The organism is Nostoc sp. ChiQUE01b (genome assembly GCF_034531255.1).
GTDB lineage: Bacteria > Cyanobacteriota > Cyanobacteriia > Cyanobacteriales > Nostocaceae > Nostoc.
Map to the genome: position 1 here is coordinate 243598 of NZ_JAVRBM010000002.1, position 16774 is coordinate 260371.

A 16774-nucleotide genomic window follows, 5' to 3' on the forward strand; every position below is an offset into this window, starting at 1 on the left:
TGTAGCAATAATGCAAATGAATTGTTTGAAAGCTTCTAGCAGAGAAGTTAGTTGAAAGTCTTGAGTTTGATACCGATCCGACTATTCAAGCAGCTTGGGTTACTGAAGCCAAAAAACGACGAGATCAGATTCGCAACGGTTCTGTACAGCTGATTCCAGGAGAAGAAGCATTGAGCCAGGTGAGGCAGTAGACTTGAAGTACGAGACAGAGTTGCAGAAGTTATGAGGAGATTTATGGATGAGTAACTTGCGAGAACTTATCTGTGAGTTGCGATACTCAATTAGCCTTAGTCCTGAGTTGGGATAGAGGTTAGGGTTTAAGAAGGTATGCGCTGATTTCTAAATTGTGCTACCAAGTTATTATCGAGCCACTAAGTATAATTTGAGACGGTTATACTGAAAACATTTAAGGCTTGGTTGAAAGGAAGCCGTTTAGAGTGGATTGATGACATACCTGAATTAGGAGAGCAAATGCTCCAAGTTCATGTCACATTCCTTGATGACAAACCATTTGTAGAATCAAAAACACGCGGGCAAAGGATGGCTGAAATATTAGAAAATCTTGCCGCTACTCAAGTATTGGGTAATGTTGATCCAGTTTTATGGCAACAAGAAACTCGGCAGGATCGTTCACTGCTGGGGCGATAAAACGTGCTTCTTGACAGCAATATTATTATTTTAAAAAAGCCACGAGTTAAAACTAACGTCTATTGTTAGCTCATTTACTTGCAAACTGCTGTAAATACACTAAAATATACAGCTTTTATAAAATTTTCAAGAAGTTGCACTGGTTGCTACACACAAACCAACAATGTTCAGTTAAGCTGTAAGCGCTATGATTAAGCTTTATTGAACGTTTTATGCATTGGTTGTTATCTGGGCCGTTGAGTACAGAAGCATTGACGGTTAACATTGCAGGGTTGCCTGCATCGTTACAAGGTAAAAAGCTGGTGCAGTTGTCAGATTTTCACTACGATGGTTTGCGGCTGTCGGAAGAGATGTTAGAAAAAGCGATCGCAGTGACTAACGAAGCTAAACCAGATTTAATTTTATTAACTGGTGACTATGTAACTGACGATCCGTCGCCAATTGACCAGCTGGTACTTCGACTCAAACATCTGCAAAGTTGCTATGGTATCTATGCTATTCTTGGCAATCACGATATACATTACAGACGGGCAAAAGTCTTAGTTACAGAAGCCCTTACTAATATTGGAATTCACGTCCTTTGGAACGAAATTGCCTATCCACTAGGAAAAGAATTGCCACTCGTTGGACTGGCTGATAGTTGGTCACGAGAATTTCACCCCGCAACAGTTATGAACCAGCTAAACCCCGACACACCCTGCATCGTTTTATCTCATAACCCAGATACTGCGGAGATATTACAAAGATGGCGAGTTGATTTACAATTATCTGGTCATACTCACGGTGGTCAAATCGTGATTCCCGGAATTGGCCCTGCGGCGTTATTTTATGAAAAGCTTGTAAAAAAAATACCCAAAAAAGTGCGGTGTCGATTCCCATTTTTGGAAGTAAATGTTTCTGTAGTCAACCATTGGGAATGGGCGCAGGGTTTGCATCGGCTAGGTAAAAATCAGCTATATGTCAATCGTGGTTTGGGAACTTACCTCCCAGGACGCTTATTTTGCCGCCCAGAAGTTACTATAATCACTCTACAAAGTGAGTAATAGTTCCAAATTCAAGATAAAAGAACGCAATCACAGCAGGTATTCTGGCTAATGAGTGCTTGCAAATTTAGTCAGAACCTGCTTACTTTCATCGCAAAATTTAAATCAATGAATTAATTGTATCTGGAGTAGATGACATAAATTATTGCATTTTATCAAGTTACATTTTTATTTTTGGTAAGCTGTAAGCGCTGGTATGAGGAGTATCGGTTGACTTATGCATTGGTTGTTTACAGGACATTTAAGAGTAGATAAAATAACGGTTAAGATTGCGGAACTTCCTGCATCTTTACAAGGTACAACGTTAGTACAGTTGTCAGATTTTCACTACGATGGTTTGCGACTGTCGGAAAAAATGTTAGAAAAAGCGATCGCACTTACTAATGAAGCTGAACCAGATTTAATTCTATTAACTGGTGACTACGTAACTGACGATCCCACACCAATCCATCAATTGGTGCTTCGACTCAAGCATCTGCAAAGTCGCTGTGGTATCTACGCCGTACTTGGGAACCACGATATCTATTACAGCCACTCCAAAGCAGAAGTTACACAAGCGTTAACCAGCATTGGGGTTCACGTGCTTTGGAATGAAATCGCCTATCCATTAGGAAAAGAATTACCATTGGTAGGACTAGCTGATTATTGGTCACGGGAATTTTACCCCGCACCAGTCATGAATCAACTAGACTCGCTTACACCCCGCATCGTTTTATCTCATAACCCAGATACAGCCAAGATATTGCAACAATGGCGCGTAGATTTGCAACTATCTGGTCATACCCACGGTGGTCACATTGTCATTCCGGGCATTGGCCCTGTAGTACTCTATTATAAAAAGCTACTCAAACAAATTCCCAAAAAATTGCGGCGTTGGGTAACATTTTTCTTAGGAGACTGCTCAAAAGTAGTCCGATATTGGGAGTGGGCGCAAGGGTTTCACAAGGTAGAAGAAAATCAACTATATGTCAATCGTGGTTTAGGAACTTATAAACCAGGACGTTTATTTTGTCCGCCTGAAGTGACTGTAATTACTTTAATTCGTCATTAGTCATTGGTCATTGGTCATTGGTCATTGGTCTAAATAAATGACAAATGACAAAGGACAAATGACAAAGGACAGCCCTCAAGTCAAAGTGCAATTTAAATACATAAACTCAAAGCAGAAACCGCCTGAAGCTACGATGGATAAATCTCAATAGCTTGGGGCGGTTTCTTGAAGATTGGAGAATTCAGAAATGACTAACTTCAAATTTGGTGGACAGTATTCGCGCTCGCTCTACTCAGAATTGCACATCCTTACATTCCAACTAGGCAGGCATTTTCTGGCTGTGCGTTCTAAAACCTCCAAAACAACTCATTGAACTTAAAGCAAAAACACATTCAATGGATGCCACAACCATGCATAGCGATCGCGAGAAGATTAGAGCAGGAGGCACAGGCTCTAACTTGAAAGTTTTTGTTAACTTTTAACCTGTTTGTACCTTGGTCTTAATCTAGCATTGTGTTTGTTTAGCTACAAGACACCTTTACTAAACTTGAGTACCATTAATTTATCGCAACAATTCAGAAATATTACTTAAAAATTGTCCTACTTGGTAATGTTGGCATTCACGTCAACATTACCAAGTGGACTGAAAGTTCAGAAGCCGTTATTGAGCAGAATCGCCTGCGGTAGAAGAACCGCTATTAGATGTACTGTTTGACTTGTCTACTCCTTGAGGTGTAGTAGTTTTAGAAGTGTCACTTTTCGTATCAGGAGCAACAGTATTAGTAGAACTATCGTTCTGCGAAGCTGGGGTATTAGTAGTTGAACTCGTCGCCGGACTTTGTGTCGCTTTAGGGGCTGGCTGGGTTACAGAAGGTGCTTTTTCTGCCGCAGGCTGCTGGGGTGGAATAGTAATGTTAATATCCGGTTGGCGAGGTGCAGACGGAGGTGTAACTTGCTGTTGAGGAACAGGAACAGCAACAGGTACAGGTACTTCCCTAGTTCTTTCGATTATCGTTGGTGGTTGAGGAGATGCACTGGGAGTTGGATTACTCTTACTCGGTACAGGAACCACGACCGGCACAGTATTGTTAACAGCTGCGTTATTCTGCTGGTTGAAGTACCAAACCCCACCTATAACCAAACCAAGCAGGGAAGTAATGATAATACCCAACAGCAAACCACCACTAGCATTGTTTTCATCACGCTGGGCTAAATCTGCTTGCTGGTAGCTACGCTCAACATTTCGACCATGTACGTAACCGTTAGTGTAAGAGTTGGGATTAGCTGCGTTATTCTTGACTGTTTCAGTGGTTCGTGTCAAGTCAGTATGAGTATTACCATTAATATCAGTGTAAGATTCTTGTTTGACTTCACTGTTTTTGATTTCGCGTTCATTAGGAATAGACATAGCCGTTGATTTAACTCCTCAGATTAAGATATTGATGAACTAAAGCTTTGTGAAAACAAAAGGTTTTAATGAACTGAAAATATATGTTGCTGATAAATATTGAGTCTTATTTGCTACTCAACTGTTGGTAATCTCAGAATAACCTCTGCCTTCAAACTAATGGCTCTATCTCCAGGGAGTTAATACTTAATCTTTAGAGAGTTAATACTTAACCAACAGAAAGAGTATCCCAAAGATGGATGTTATTAAACTGTCAATTAATGGATTGATCAAAAAATCTAACAATTTGCTGCAATTCTCTAAATTTTTAATTTGTTGTTAGATATCGCATCGCCAAACCTTGATTGTCATATCTCGACTACCGCTAACCAAAGTTTTGCCATCAGGACTGAAAGCAACAGAGTTAACCCAATCTGAATGGTTGCCCAGCGTGTAAAGTTGTTGTCCAGTGCTAATATGCCATAATTTTATAGTATAGTCTGCGCTAGTACTGGCCTTTATCTCCAACGCCGATTTAGCCTTAGTAAACTTTTTATCCTCTGACAAAATCTTTCTACCAGAGGTCTAGGTTTGGATACATATCTAGGCGATCGCGATCTACGCGTACTCCCCGGATTTCTTAACTCTGCTTCTATTTGTGCAGCTTTATTTAAATCGGAAGCGGCTCTATATTCGTATCCTAATTGTGAGCAAACTAGCCCACGATATTTATATGCGTCAACATAATGAGGATTAAGACGAATTGCGTGGGTAAAATCTGCGATCGCATCCTCATATCTTCCTTGAGTAGCATTTTCTACTCCTAAATTATAGAAAGTTTCTGCATCCCAACGATTGACAGATATTTTTGGGGGATTTTTAGGCGAAGATGAAGATGGATTTTCAGGAATAGGAGGCTCAGATGGAATTTCAGATTTGAGCCTGTTGTAAGCTGCGTTGATTGATTTGATTTTTTCCTCAGCTTCCTGTTTTTGCCTTTGATCGACAAAGCGATCGGGATGCCAAATTTTCACTAGTTTACGGTAAGTTCGCTTCACCTGTGCTTGAGATGCACCGGGTTTCAGCCCAAGAATTTCATAAGCATCATTAATATCGAAGCGATCGTCGCGCATACTGAAAAAATCGGCAATTAGATAAATCTATGTTAACTATTCCCCTAAATTCTCTCCAAACACCCCATTCTGGCTATCACTGGGATGGTACTAATCGCCGCTTCTTTGAAGGTTGGTATTACCGCGTCACGTTACCGGAAATTGGGCAAACATTCGCCTTTATGTACTCTATTGAAGATCCCATCGGCGGTAAACCTTACAGTGGCGGTGCAGCCCAAATCCTCGGACCGAATGATGAGTACCTCTGCCGTACTTTTCCAGATGTGAATAAATTTTGGGGTAGTCGGGATGTCCTGGGCTTAGGTCATTGGGGTAAAAATAATTTGCAAGTTTCTCCTTTATACTTACTCCCAGCAGAGTTTGAGTATCATGTCCAAGAAGGATATCAAGCTACGGCTACCTTGAATCAAGGAATAATTCGCGAACGCGCCACCAATAATTATTGCCGTTGGCAGTATGAAATTCAACCAGTATACGGTTGGGGCAACCAAAATAGCATTCAGCAATCAACCGCAGGCTGGCTGTCATTCTTGCAGATTTTTGAACCTGGATGGCAAATTTTGATGGCTCACGGTTTAGCCAGTGGGAAGATTGACTGGAATGGCAAAATCTACGAATTCACCAACGCCCCAGCTTATGGAGAGAAAAATTGGGGTGGTGCTTTTCCCCAAAAATGGTTTTGGATAAATTGTAATTGCTTCGAGGGCGAACCAGATTTAGCATTAACTGCTGGCGGTGGACGGCGGGGTGTGCTGTGGTGGATGGAATCTGTAGCGATGATTGGACTGCATTATCAAGGCAAGTTTTATGAATTTGTTCCCTGGAATTCACAGGTGGAGTGGGAAATTCAGCCTTGGGGTAGATGGCAAATGAAAGCTAGTAACTCTAATTATGAAATTGAATTAACAGGAACCACGAATTTACCTGGTACACCTCTACGTGCGCCGACAGCAGAAGGTTTAAGATACTGTTGCCGGGACACCATGCAAGGAAAACTAAATTTAGAGTTACGAGAACTAAATGGGAGAAAATCTAAAATAATTCTAAAAGCAGAAAGTTTTCTTTGTGGTTTAGAAGTCGGCGGCGGCTCTTGGGATAATTGTTGGCAGTCTCCCTAAAACTACTGCTATAATTATATATGCTTCGCAGTTGGGGTTGTAGCTCAGTTGGATAGAGCGGACGCCTCCTAAGCGTCAGGTCGTGCGTTCAAGTCGCACCAGTCCCGTTATCTAGATAATTCATATATACAGCAATTCACAGGGTAACAGCATTGCCAGTTCGCCCAATTCGGCACATCCGCTTACGCAACTGGCTCCTATATTCTGTGCAATTGAGAACTATTAGATAAAGTGGTTAAAACCCTTTGATGAATCGTCCGATATCGGTTAGGATAATCCATCAATTACATCAATTAGAGGAAAAACTCCAGGCACGCTTAATCGCGCTGTTACACGACAACCAGCCAAATTTATATTTGGGTAAAATTGGGGCAGATTCTTTAGAAGTTTGCTACTCTACTATCAATTGTTTTTTCTTAATATCCAGAGAAAATTGTGCACTAAGTAAATTAAGTTATTGAGCCTTGAATAAGCTAATCTTTACAAATAAATCTTTACGTTTTATGGCTTTTGTCCTACCAATAATTATGTGGTGGGGATACAAAGAAGTACAAAACCAATTTGTGCAGCCGCAAGCAGTTGTAGTATTAGGTGGTTCAACGAGACATTTAGAGCGAGAAAAATTTACAGCAAAATTTGTCCACGAGCATCCAAATATACCGATTTGGATTACAGGCGGTAGTCCACGTACATTCACCCAAAAAGTGTTTACCAAAGCTGGTGTTGATCCTCAACGTTTACACTTGGATTATGAAGCAGTAGATACAGTTACTAATTTTACTACTTTGGTAGATGATTTGCAAGCTCGCGGTATTAAAAGCGTTTATTTGATTACTTCAGACTTCCACATGCGTCGGGCTTGTGTGATTGGCGAAATTATTTTGGGTAGTCGGGGTATTTATTTAAAACCAGTGCCAGTTCCGTCAGAAAAACCCCCTGAATCTATCGAAAAATCTATTCGTGATGGAGCTAGAGCGATAATTTGGTTAGCAACTGGTTACACTGGTGTGGATGCCGCTAAAAATAAACGGTAAATAAAACTAATTTTGGATTGTGAATCGCTTAAAAGACAAATGACTAATGACCGAGCCCCTTGGGGGCAGGGAGTAGGGAGTAGGGAAGAAAACCTGCCCCGATGGTAATGGTTATAAGCCCCTTGGGGGCAGGGAGTAGAGAGTGGAGAGTACGTAGTACGACGCACAAAGCGTCCTTATTCAATCCCCTGCTTAAAAGCCAGGGTATCTCTACTCCCTACTCCCTCTTGAAAGCTGTCATTAGTCACTTATATGGTTCGGGAAAAAACGCCCCAATTTTCTCCACAATTTGATACCCTAGCTTAAACAGATTTGAGTAAAGTTAAAGCGTGGAAATTCAACTTGGGCGGGGAAAAACGGCTCGCAGAGCTTACGGAATAGATGAAATAGCTCTAGCCCCTGGTAACAGAACACTAGACCCTAGTTTGGCAGATACTAAGTGGCGTATTGGCAATATTGAGCGAGAAATCCCGATAATTGCTAGTGCTATGGATGGCGTAGTAGATGTTCGTATGGCTGTACGTTTGTCACAGTTAGGAGCATTAGGTGTCCTCAACTTAGAGGGTATTCAAACTCGTTATACCGACCCAGAGCCAATATTAGATCGGATTACCTCTGTGGGAAAAGATGAATTTGTTGCCCTCATGCAAGAACTCTATGCCGAACCAATAAAGCCGGAATTAATAGAACAACGTATTCAGGAAATTAAACAACAAGGTGGCATTGCCGCAGTGAGTGCGACTCCAGCCGCCGCAAGTAAATACGGTGAGGCGGTGGCAAAAGCTGGGGCAGATTTATTTTTTGTCCAAGCTACGGTAGTTTCTACTGCACATCTGTCACCAGAGTCTTTAGTACCACTCGATTTAGCAGAATTTTGCCGTTCCATGCCCATCCCCGTGGTATTGGGGAATTGCGTGACTTACGAAGTCACCTTGAATTTGTTGAAAGCTGGGGCGGCTGGGGTTCTGGTGGGAATTGGCCCTGGTGCAGCTTGTACTTCTCGTGGGGTGTTGGGTGTGGGTGTGCCACAGGCGACTGCGATCGCAGATTGTGCCGCAGCACGAGATGATTACTACAACGAAACTGGCAACTATATCCCCATTATTGCTGATGGCGGTTTAATCACCGGTGGCGACATTTGCAAATGCATCGCCTGTGGTGCTGATGGTGTGATGATTGGCTCCCCCTTTGCCAGAGCCGCAGAAGCCCCTGGACGAGGTTATCATTGGGGTATGGCGACTCCTAGCCCAGTCTTGCCCCGTGGCACCCGGATTCGCGTTGCCACCACTGGTAGCTTAGAGCAAATACTCATTGGCCCAGCAGGACTAGATGATGGTACTCACAATCTTTTAGGAGCCTTAAAGACCAGCATGGGTACTTTGGGAGTGAAAAATATTAAAGAAATGCAGCAAGTGGAAGTTGTAATTGCACCTTCTTTATTAACCGAGGGTAAAGTTTACCAAAAAGCTCAACAATTAGGTATGGGGAAATAGAGGGACTGGGGACTGGGGATGAGGGGGATGAGGGGGATGAGGGAGATGAGGGGGATGAGGGAGAAATAATTAATGCCCAATCCCCAATCCCCAATCCCCAATCCCCAATCCCCAATTCCTACTCCCCACTCCCCAATCCTTCAATAAATTTTTCTAGCCCCCTAAACAATTGCTGGAAAAATCCGGTATGTCGCTTACAATAGAAATAGCGGAGACGCATGTTTCCGTTCACTCCTCACACCACACTCCGCCCGGACTACTGTTCGGGCGGTTCCTTATGTTTATGAATAAATTCTAAAGCTTCTTTGCAAATGTACATCCTCTACTCCGAAGCAGATGTTTTTGCTATGGTAGAATTTTCACGAAGCTCAGATATATTTGGCGAAGGTTTTAGGCATGTCAGCAGCCGCACAAGTTACGGATTCTACTTTTAAGCAAGAAGTACTCGACAGCGATGTACCCGTTTTAGTTGACTTTTGGGCACCCTGGTGCGGACCATGCCGTATGGTAGCTCCTGTTGTCGATGAAATCTCCGAACAGTACAAAGGTCAAATAAAGGTCGTAAAAGTCAACACAGATGAAAATCCGAATGTTGCTAGTCAGTACGGCATCCGCAGCATTCCTACATTAATGATTTTTAAGGGTGGACAAAAAGTGGATATGGTGGTCGGCGCTGTGCCTAAAACTACATTAGCTTCCACTCTCGAAAAGCATCTTTAAAACTCAATCGGCAATAAAATCCTCTTGAGTTATCCATTTTGTTCTAACTTTAAGTTAATTTTTGTAAACAAGTTTGAGAAGCACGAATTTCCTGTCTCTCAAGCTTGTTTATATTTGTATACAATTTTAGAATATTTTTAGGAGTTTTCTACCTCAAAAACAATTCTCTAATTCCTGTACTACCAATTTCCACCGCTAGCGCCGCCAACAGAAAACCCAAAAGTTGAGTCACAATCACTCCACCTTCTGCACCAATCCACTGGTCAATCACATTTGCCAAACGCAAAATTAACCAAGTGACAAACATTGCCCCTAAAATACCCACCATGACAGCAATATGCGGACTCTGTGATTTCGACATCAGCAACATCACCGTTGTCAAAGTTCCCGGGCCCGCTAACAGTGGTAAAGCTAGTGGAGTAATTGCAACATCGCGTCCTGCTTCAATAATTGGCTGATCTAATTCTCCCCGCAGCATTTGCAAAGCAATTAACAACAACAATAGTCCTCCTGCTACTCGCAAAGAGCCAATACTGATTTCCAAATAATTTAAAATTACTTGCCCTGCAAAAGCAAATAGCAAAAGAACAGCGATCGCAATGATAATTGCTTTATCTATAACTTGGTTTCTTTGATCTGGCATCATGCCCTTAGTCAAAACTAAAACAATCGGTATATTGCCCACAGCATCCGCCAAGACAAACACAGCGATAAATGTTTGAATGAGAATAGGAATATCCACAGTAGACAGCTTTTATCAAGGTTTGATCACAACCTAATCTTTATCTTGCTCAGTTTGCTAGAACCCAAAGGAAGATTAAGATCAGTATAAAACAAGTCTGTTAAAGAAAATCTTGGCTGACCTATTTCTAATTAAGTTCCACAGATGTTGAAGTAGGGATATATTTTGATAATCTATCTTCCATAAATCAACTGTTCGTTGTTGAATCTATGAAGTCTTATTTAGCCGCCGCTATTCAATTGACCAGTGTGCCTGATTTACACAAAAATTTGGCACAGGCAGAAGAATTAATAGAGCTTGCCGTGCGTCAAGGTGCCCAATTGGTAGGTTTGCCAGAAAACTTTTCCTATATGGGAGAAGAAAAAGATAAACTCGCAAAAGGTGATGCGATCGCTCTTGAAAGTGAAAAATTTCTCAAAAAAATGGCTCAACGCTTTCAAATTACCATCTTGGGCGGTAGCTTTCCACTTCCTGTAGATAATACAGGCAAAGTTTATAACACAACTCTACTCATCGACCCAAACGGTCAAGAACTTGCCCGCTACTACAAAGTACACCTATTTGATGTTAATGTCCCCGACGGCAACACCTACCGCGAATCCAGCACGGTTGTGGCTGGTACGCAACTACCCCCTGTCCATTTCTCAGAAAAATTTGGTAATTTAGGGCTTTCTATTTGTTATGATGTCCGATTCCCAGAACTGTATCGTCATCTGGCAGATAAGGGAGCCGATGTTATCTTTATTCCCGCCGCTTTTACCGCTTTTACAGGTAAAGACCACTGGCAAGTACTACTACAAGCCAGAGCCATCGAAAATACCGCTTATGTCATTGCTCCCGCCCAAACGGGGAATAACTACGCCCGTCGTCTAACCCACGGTCACGCGGTCATTATCGACCCTTGGGGTGTAATTTTAGCCGATGCTGGAGAAAAACCGGGAATTGCGATCGCAGAAATCAAGCCCACTAGGCTCGAACAAGTCCGGCGTCAAATGCCCTCTTTACAACATCGGGTATTCTAGGCAGGGAGTAGGGAGTGGGGAGTAGGGAGTGGGGACTGGGGAAGAAGCAAGGGGGCAGAGGGGACAAGGGGACAAGGGGAATTATTGAACAAGTCTCTGCCTTGTCTCTCCCGTCTTCTTGATGATCTACCTTGTCTCTTCTCCATGCCCAATGCCCCTACCCAATGCCCCATGCCCAATGCCCTATGCCCAATGCCCACACCTGAATGAATAAAAAACCGGGTAAACACCCGGTTTCTGACAACATTAAAACCCTCAGTTTTTGAGGAGCATAGCAGTACTGTGCCCCTATTTATTTGTTGTCAAAATTAAACTTTAGCCGCTGATTTGGTAACAACGTTAAGTTCACCTTTAGCATACTTAGCAGCAAAATCTTCCAAAGAAATTTGCTTAATCTTGCTTGCGTTGCCAGCCGTGCCAAATTGCTGATAGCGTTCAGCACAAACCTTCTGCATGTATGTAATCGAAGGCTTGAGGAAATGACGGGGGTCAAACTCCTCTGGTTTTTTAGCCAAAGCTTCACGTACAGCAGCAGTAATAGCCAAACGGTTATCGGTGTCGATGTTTACTTTGCGTACACCGCTCTTGATACCTTTTTGGATTTCTTCTACAGGTACACCGTAGGTTTCAGGAATTGCACCACCATACTGGTTAATCAGTGCAAGCAAATCTTCAGGCACAGAGGAGGAACCGTGCATTACCAAGTGGGTGTTAGGCAGGCGGCGGTGAATTTCTTCAATGCGGCTGATTGCCAAAATTTCGCCAGTCGGCTTACGGGTAAACTTGTAAGCACCGTGGCTTGTGCCAATGGCAACAGCCAAAGCATCTACTTGGGTTGCTTCTACGAATTCAACAGCTTCATCGGGGTCGGTGAGCAGTTGTGAGTGGTCGAGTGTACCTTCAAACCCGTGACCATCTTCAGCTTCACCAGCACCAGTTTCTAGAGAACCCAAACAACCGAGTTCTCCTTCAACGCTGACACCCAAAGCATGAGCTACGTTTACAACTTCGCGGGTAACACTGACGTTGTATTCAAAGCTAGCGGGAGTTTTAGCATCAGCTTCTAAAGAACCATCCATCATCACGCTGGTGAAGTTGTTCTTAATTGCTGAGTAGCAGGTAGCAGGGGCATTCCCATGATCTTGGTGCATGACAATGGGAATGTGAGGATAGGTTTCTACTGCTGCCAAAATTAGGTGGCGTAGAAAGTTTTCTCCTGCATAATTACGAGCGCCGCGTGAAGCTTGTAAAATTACGGGGCTATCTGTCTCGACAGCAGCCTTCAGGATCGCCTGAATCTGTTCCAAATTGTTAACGTTGAAAGCTGGGATGCCGTAACCGTTTTCAGCTGCGTGATCCAACAGCAGCCGCAGTGGTACAAGCGCCATAGATAGTCCTCCTAATGTGGTTGTCAGCTAGTCGGTGTGAGAGAAGCGTAATAATCACGCTAAATCTTAAGAGTTTTTTCAACTTATAGGAAATTATAACTAGTGTCGTGTGTCTATGTTGAAAAAGTTTACGCCATTGCTCATAAACATGCCCTATACTTCACCTATTCTACTGTATGGTAAGCTACCTCACCTTTAAAGGCTTTGGTAGCTTTGTATCCCAGATTGCTCACTCAAGGCGATCGCCCACGACGGTTAGAAACGCTTTTGTACGATACGCTATGAGAACGCGATCGCACTCAACCCATCTGCAAAATCTCAATTCTCATAAAAAGCGATCACACTGACTGCAATCAAAAAGAGCGATTGCACTTGCTTGGTGAAGATAAGCGATCGCTCTTTCTACATTATTCAAAGCTGTCTCAATTCAGAGCCTAACAAAGACGCGACGCCGAACAGCCCGTCGTAGACATTACATAGCTAGTTAACAAGGTGCGTAAGCTTTTTCCTAACGCACCTTCCTAGATAGACTGGTATTAATCAGTTCTCTAGGAACGGATAATACGATAGGTAAGTGTGTAGTATCTGCAAGATTTTCCCCAGTTGTAGCTGCACATTGATTAATTGTGGCGCTCGCTCAATTACTTGACGATATTCGGCGATCGCTTGCAAATATCTCTGACTCAGGAGATTCAAGTCTGGAAGTATCCCTCTTGTGTCACTTTCCGGGAGGGCAATCGCGCTTAAGCCTTATGAGGCAATCAATACAAGCTATACTATTAGAAAAAAATTGGTCTTGTATTTGTTATTAGAAAAGAATCGCGCTATGCCTGCGGTAAATGCTCGCCTACGCTTGCTATACAAAAGCTCTAGAATTCAGAAATGGTAAATGTTTTCGGAGAGTGATAAAAGCGTCTGAGGAAGCGATCGCATTCCCAATGGATGTAAAGAAACATTTCTGTTTCTTAGAAGACAAATCCTGTAATCGTATTTCCTTTACCGGTAAGTTCTCAGGTTTCAGACCTACTAAGGAAATAAAAGCTTTTTGCTCAAAATTGGCCTGCATCTGTTACTTCGAGTTGAAAAGCTCAATTCAGTTATTCACCTTTAACTCACACTTAAGTAACCGTAGAATCACTGAAATAACTGATAACTTCGTTAATTTTCCTGAACTGTAATCTTTTTTTGATCTTCAGCAAAAAGCGATCGCTGATCCGAAAATTTTTTGTTCTCCATAGCGATCAGATTCACAAATTTCCTCACCATAAAACTCGCCTCTGCTTTCATCTCAAAAGCAGAGGCAAATATTCCTTAAATTTTTATCGTCAATTAAAGGGTTTAAGACCGCAACCAAAACACGTAGCATATTTCCAGTTGGGGTTTAAATCCCCATCTGAAAATATCTTTAATTTTGAATTGTTGAATTTTGAATTGTTATATGGGTCGCCCGGGATTCGAACCCGGAACTAATCGGTTAAAAGCCGAGTACTCTACCGTTGAGTTAGCGACCCTTTCGCTGCATTTCGCAACTTTGCCATCATAGCATATAAATCTGTAGATTTGTAAAGGGGTTTAGGAAAAATTGGCAGTAAACCTTACAGATGCTGTGTGGCTAGCTCCTGGTGCTAATACAGTCAGGTTATCACCAGTATTGAGAGAGTTACGAGTCGCACTCCACGGTTCTAAACAGTAGAATTCTTTGCCTTTGACTGTCCAAAATACTAGGTAGGTAGAGAAATCATCATAATCCAGGGTGAGTTTTAACTTCCGACTACGATCTATCGCAGTGGCCGATTGACTCGTTAACTGTCCAAAGGCAAAATCAATTTCATCACGGCTAAAGTCAAAATTAGCGTCAAAAGAGTGAATTTTTTTAGTTTGATTATCTTGATACTGCTTAGAGGGAATTTCAATCTCTAACTGAGTTTTATCACCACATAAAAAGTAGGGATGGAAACCAGCCGAAAAAGGCATTGGTGTGGATGACAAGTTTTTATACTGCTGCCGAACTTCTAGGATATTACCTTCAAGTTCGTAGGTAAAAGCCAGTTGAAAATCAAAAGGATAAACTGCCTTAGTTTGCTCATTGCTATCAAGAACAACAGTAAGACTAGCTTTATCTCCAGTTTCTTGTTCTGTTACTTTCCACGGTAATTCACGGGCAAAACCATGTTGTTTAAGAGTATACGTTTGCCCATTGTGAGTGTAAGTATTATCTGGTAGATTGCCACAAATAGGAAACAAAATTGGATTCCCACCTCTAACACTCAAATCAGGATGAGTAAAGCGTTCAGTGTCCAGGTAGAAAATTTCTTGTCCTTGAATCCGCCAACGGGTGATGATACCACCGCGTTCAGGTACAACTTCCAATTGAGAACCAGCGGCTTCGTCCGAAAGAATGTACGTCTTGTACTGTTGCTGTTGAATTGCAATGCTAAACACAAATTTTAGTCCTGGGATTAGGGATTGGGGATTGGGGATTAGGGATTGGGGATTGGGGATTAGGATTAAAATAACTCTTTCCCAGTCCCCAGCCCCCAGCCCCCAGTCCCCATAATTTATTCGTCTTCTGCAAACACGAAACGATATAACTCACTAGGGTCTGGTTCAGGGCTGCTTTCGGCGAACTTAACGGCCTCGTCGATTACATCCTGAATTTTACGGTCAATTGCTTTGATTTCTCCCTCATCCGCCAGATTTTGCTCCAGCAAATAAGCTGCCAACTTCTTAATTGGGTCACGGGCGAACCAAAATTCTTTCTCCGCCTTGCTTCGCATTTCATCTGGGTCAGCTAAGGAGTGACCCCGAAAGCGGTAGGTAAGGGCCTCAATTAATGTTGGCCCTTCACCTGCACGGGCACGGGCTACAGCTTCTTGAGCCACGGCTCGTACTGCTAGTACATCCATACCATCTACTTCCACGCCCACCATGTTAAACACACTGGCTTTTTTATAAATCTCTGGCTGGGAAGTGGCTCGTTCGTGAGACATCCCAATCGCCCATTTATTATTTTCGACTACAAAAATAATTGGCAGTTTCCAGAGGGCTGCCATATTTAGTGTCTCGAAAAACTGACCATTGTTAGCTGCTCCGTCACCAAAAAAGCAAGCCGTCACTTGGTCAGCATTTTTATCTCCTAGCACTTCGCGGCGGTATTTGCTTTGAAAAGCCGCTCCAGCTGCTACAGGAATTCCCTCAGCCACAAAAGCATAGCCACCCAGCAAGCGATGTTTTGCAGAAAACATGTGCATGGAACCACCGCGCCCTTTGCTGCAACCTGTGGCTTTACCAAATAATTCAGCCATTACCTCTTTTGCTGGTACACCCGCACTCAGAGCATGAACGTGGTCGCGGTAGGTACTACAAACGAAATCTTCACCCGGTCGCATTGACTGCACAACACCACTACAAACGGCTTCTTGACCGTTGTACAAATGGACAAAACCAAACATTTTGCCCCTGTAGTACATTTCAGCGCACTTGTCTTCAAACAAACGCCCTAAAACCATGTCTTCATACAACCGTAACCCTTCTTCTTTAGTAATTTGCGTAGTAGCAGGATTAAAAGTGGGTACAGTACGCTCTTGAACCATTATTTTTGAGTATCCCTGTTGTACAACTTAAAGTTACGGTCTTAAATAAGTTGGTCTGATAACACCTCAGCTTTTAATAGGCTAGCGTTTGTAAGACTCAACAATCAAACTTTATTTATGCACCAAAAAAGGGTCTTAGGGAATAGCTGAATTTTTAATTTTTGATTTTTAACTTTTCAGCTCATACCCCGTGAGGATTTGACTTTAACTGCAATATCTGCCGCTTTAGGTTTTCTCTCTCACTGAAACAGTGGTGAGTGCTGAGTACCGTTAGCGGAAGCGGGGCGTTTAGCCCGTGCTGAGTAAAAAGTAAAATTTAGACCGATTAGGCATCAAATCAGTTACGAGTAGTGAGTACTTAGGAAAAGATTCACAAGTACTACATCTTACTCATTACTTCTTACTCAGAACTCAGCACTCAAAACTCAGCACTCCTGAATATTCCCCTTCACAGACTAGCAA

Annotated in this window: 17 protein-coding genes, 2 tRNA genes and 1 pseudogene; 10 read left to right on the forward strand and 10 right to left on the reverse strand. The window is 42.5% G+C overall.

Translation table 11 applies throughout. The features are described 5' to 3' along the window. Positions 1-32 precede the first annotated feature (32 nt). The 4 genes and pseudogenes from RMY63_RS02715 to RMY63_RS02730 all read left to right on the forward strand — a co-directional run. Positions 33-191 (forward strand): annotated as a pseudogene (locus RMY63_RS02715) (addiction module protein); the annotation flags it as partial. Positions 192-417: 226 nt separating this feature from the next. Then, complete coding sequence (locus tag RMY63_RS02720; protein ID WP_322727217.1) at positions 418-648, forward strand: hypothetical protein; 231 nt, start codon at positions 418-420, stop codon at positions 646-648. Positions 649-860: 212 nt separating this feature from the next. Further along, entirely contained in the window at positions 861-1691 is an 831-nt protein-coding gene (locus RMY63_RS02725) for a metallophosphoesterase (protein ID WP_322727218.1), read from the forward strand. 217 nt (positions 1692-1908) lie between these two features. Further along, positions 1909-2742, forward strand: coding sequence for a metallophosphoesterase (locus RMY63_RS02730; RefSeq protein ID WP_322727219.1), 834 nt, complete (start codon positions 1909-1911; stop codon positions 2740-2742). Between the two features lie 601 nt (positions 2743-3343). Here the strand turns inward: RMY63_RS02730 and RMY63_RS02735 are convergent. The 3 genes from RMY63_RS02735 to RMY63_RS02745 all read right to left on the reverse strand — a co-directional run bounded on the left by RMY63_RS02735 (position 3344) and on the right by RMY63_RS02745 (position 5202). After that, positions 3344-4090: a hypothetical protein gene (locus RMY63_RS02735; protein ID WP_322727220.1), complete on the reverse strand. Its 747-nt coding sequence runs from the start codon at positions 4088-4090 to the stop codon at positions 3344-3346. 318 nt (positions 4091-4408) lie between these two features. Further along, positions 4409-4597 (reverse strand): hypothetical protein, encoded by a 189-nt coding sequence (locus RMY63_RS02740; protein WP_322727221.1) that lies wholly within the window; start codon positions 4595-4597, stop codon positions 4409-4411. Continuing rightward, the gene (locus tag RMY63_RS02745; protein ID WP_322727222.1) at positions 4588-5202 is read right to left on the reverse strand and encodes a DnaJ domain-containing protein; all 615 of its coding nucleotides are present in this window, start codon (positions 5200-5202) and stop codon (positions 4588-4590) included. The genes RMY63_RS02740 and RMY63_RS02745 overlap by 10 nt, the downstream gene beginning before the upstream one ends. 29 nt (positions 5203-5231) lie before the next feature. Here RMY63_RS02745 and RMY63_RS02750 point away from each other — a divergent pair, with 29 nt between their 5' ends. The 5 genes from RMY63_RS02750 to trxA all read left to right on the forward strand — a co-directional run bounded on the left by RMY63_RS02750 (position 5232) and on the right by trxA (position 9567). Then, entirely contained in the window at positions 5232-6320 is a 1089-nt protein-coding gene (locus RMY63_RS02750; protein WP_322727223.1) for a tocopherol cyclase family protein, read from the forward strand. 33 nt (positions 6321-6353) lie between these two features. Continuing rightward, positions 6354-6427, forward strand: a tRNA-Arg gene (locus RMY63_RS02755). A gap of 396 nt (positions 6428-6823) precedes the next feature. Beyond that, positions 6824-7354 carry a YdcF family protein gene (locus RMY63_RS02760; protein WP_322727272.1) on the forward strand — a complete coding sequence of 177 codons (531 nt, stop codon included), beginning with the start codon at positions 6824-6826 and terminating at the stop codon, positions 7352-7354. Between the two features lie 329 nt (positions 7355-7683). Next, entirely contained in the window at positions 7684-8847 is a 1164-nt protein-coding gene (locus tag RMY63_RS02765; protein ID WP_322727224.1) for a GuaB3 family IMP dehydrogenase-related protein, read from the forward strand. Positions 8848-9243: 396 nt separating this feature from the next. Next, the gene (trxA, locus tag RMY63_RS02770; RefSeq protein ID WP_322727225.1) at positions 9244-9567 is read left to right on the forward strand and encodes a thioredoxin; all 324 of its coding nucleotides are present in this window, start codon (positions 9244-9246) and stop codon (positions 9565-9567) included. 148 nt (positions 9568-9715) lie between these two features. Here the strand turns inward: trxA and RMY63_RS02775 are convergent, their stop codons facing one another. Further along, positions 9716-10309 carry a MarC family protein gene (locus RMY63_RS02775; protein ID WP_322727226.1) on the reverse strand — a complete coding sequence of 198 codons (594 nt, stop codon included), beginning with the start codon at positions 10307-10309 and terminating at the stop codon, positions 9716-9718. Between the two features lie 209 nt (positions 10310-10518). Here RMY63_RS02775 and RMY63_RS02780 point away from each other — a divergent pair, with 209 nt between their 5' ends. Then, on the forward strand, positions 10519-11331 hold the full coding sequence (locus tag RMY63_RS02780) for a carbon-nitrogen hydrolase family protein (protein WP_322727227.1): 813 nt from the start codon (positions 10519-10521) through the stop codon (positions 11329-11331). Positions 11332-11639: 308 nt separating this feature from the next. On the opposite strand, the gene fba is transcribed toward RMY63_RS02780, so the two are convergent. The 6 genes from fba to pdhA all read right to left on the reverse strand — a co-directional run bounded on the left by fba (position 11640) and on the right by pdhA (position 16312). Then, positions 11640-12719, reverse strand: coding sequence for a class II fructose-bisphosphate aldolase (gene fba, locus RMY63_RS02785; protein ID WP_322727228.1), 1080 nt, complete (start codon positions 12717-12719; stop codon positions 11640-11642). A 540-nt stretch (positions 12720-13259) separates the two neighbouring features. Then, complete coding sequence (locus RMY63_RS02790; RefSeq protein WP_322727229.1) at positions 13260-13415, reverse strand: hypothetical protein; 156 nt, start codon at positions 13413-13415, stop codon at positions 13260-13262. Positions 13416-13575: 160 nt separating this feature from the next. Continuing rightward, complete coding sequence (locus tag RMY63_RS02795) at positions 13576-13785, reverse strand: hypothetical protein (protein WP_322727230.1); 210 nt, start codon at positions 13783-13785, stop codon at positions 13576-13578. A gap of 373 nt (positions 13786-14158) precedes the next feature. Continuing rightward, positions 14159-14230, reverse strand: a tRNA-Lys gene (locus RMY63_RS02800). Positions 14231-14291: 61 nt separating this feature from the next. Further along, entirely contained in the window at positions 14292-15161 is an 870-nt protein-coding gene (locus tag RMY63_RS02805; protein ID WP_322727231.1) for an aldose epimerase, read from the reverse strand. 116 nt (positions 15162-15277) lie between these two features. Further along, positions 15278-16312 (reverse strand): pyruvate dehydrogenase (acetyl-transferring) E1 component subunit alpha, encoded by a 1035-nt coding sequence (pdhA, locus tag RMY63_RS02810; protein WP_322727232.1) that lies wholly within the window; start codon positions 16310-16312, stop codon positions 15278-15280. Positions 16313-16774 lie beyond the last annotated feature (462 nt).

Excerpts from the sequence above, each read along its gene's own strand:
- RMY63_RS02725 (WP_322727218.1), top strand. The coding sequence starts at position 861 with ATGCATTGGTTGTTATCTGGGCCGTTGAGTACAGAAGCATTGACGGTT.
- RMY63_RS02730 (WP_322727219.1), top strand. The coding sequence starts at position 1,909 with ATGCATTGGTTGTTTACAGGACATTTAAGAGTAGATAAAATAACGGTT.
- RMY63_RS02735 (WP_322727220.1), bottom strand. The coding sequence starts at position 4,090 with ATGTCTATTCCTAATGAACGCGAAATCAAAAACAGTGAAGTCAAACAA.
- RMY63_RS02745 (WP_322727222.1), bottom strand. The coding sequence starts at position 5,202 with ATGCGCGACGATCGCTTCGATATTAATGATGCTTATGAAATTCTTGGG.
- RMY63_RS02750 (WP_322727223.1), top strand. The coding sequence starts at position 5,232 with ATGTTAACTATTCCCCTAAATTCTCTCCAAACACCCCATTCTGGCTAT.
- RMY63_RS02760 (WP_322727272.1), top strand. The coding sequence starts at position 6,824 with ATGGCTTTTGTCCTACCAATAATTATGTGGTGGGGATACAAAGAAGTA.
- trxA (WP_322727225.1), top strand. The coding sequence starts at position 9,244 with ATGTCAGCAGCCGCACAAGTTACGGATTCTACTTTTAAGCAAGAAGTA.
- RMY63_RS02780 (WP_322727227.1), top strand. The coding sequence starts at position 10,519 with ATGAAGTCTTATTTAGCCGCCGCTATTCAATTGACCAGTGTGCCTGAT.
- fba (WP_322727228.1), bottom strand. The coding sequence starts at position 12,719 with ATGGCGCTTGTACCACTGCGGCTGCTGTTGGATCACGCAGCTGAAAAC.
- RMY63_RS02795 (WP_322727230.1), bottom strand. The coding sequence starts at position 13,785 with ATGCAGGCCAATTTTGAGCAAAAAGCTTTTATTTCCTTAGTAGGTCTG.
- pdhA (WP_322727232.1), bottom strand. The coding sequence starts at position 16,312 with ATGGTTCAAGAGCGTACTGTACCCACTTTTAATCCTGCTACTACGCAA.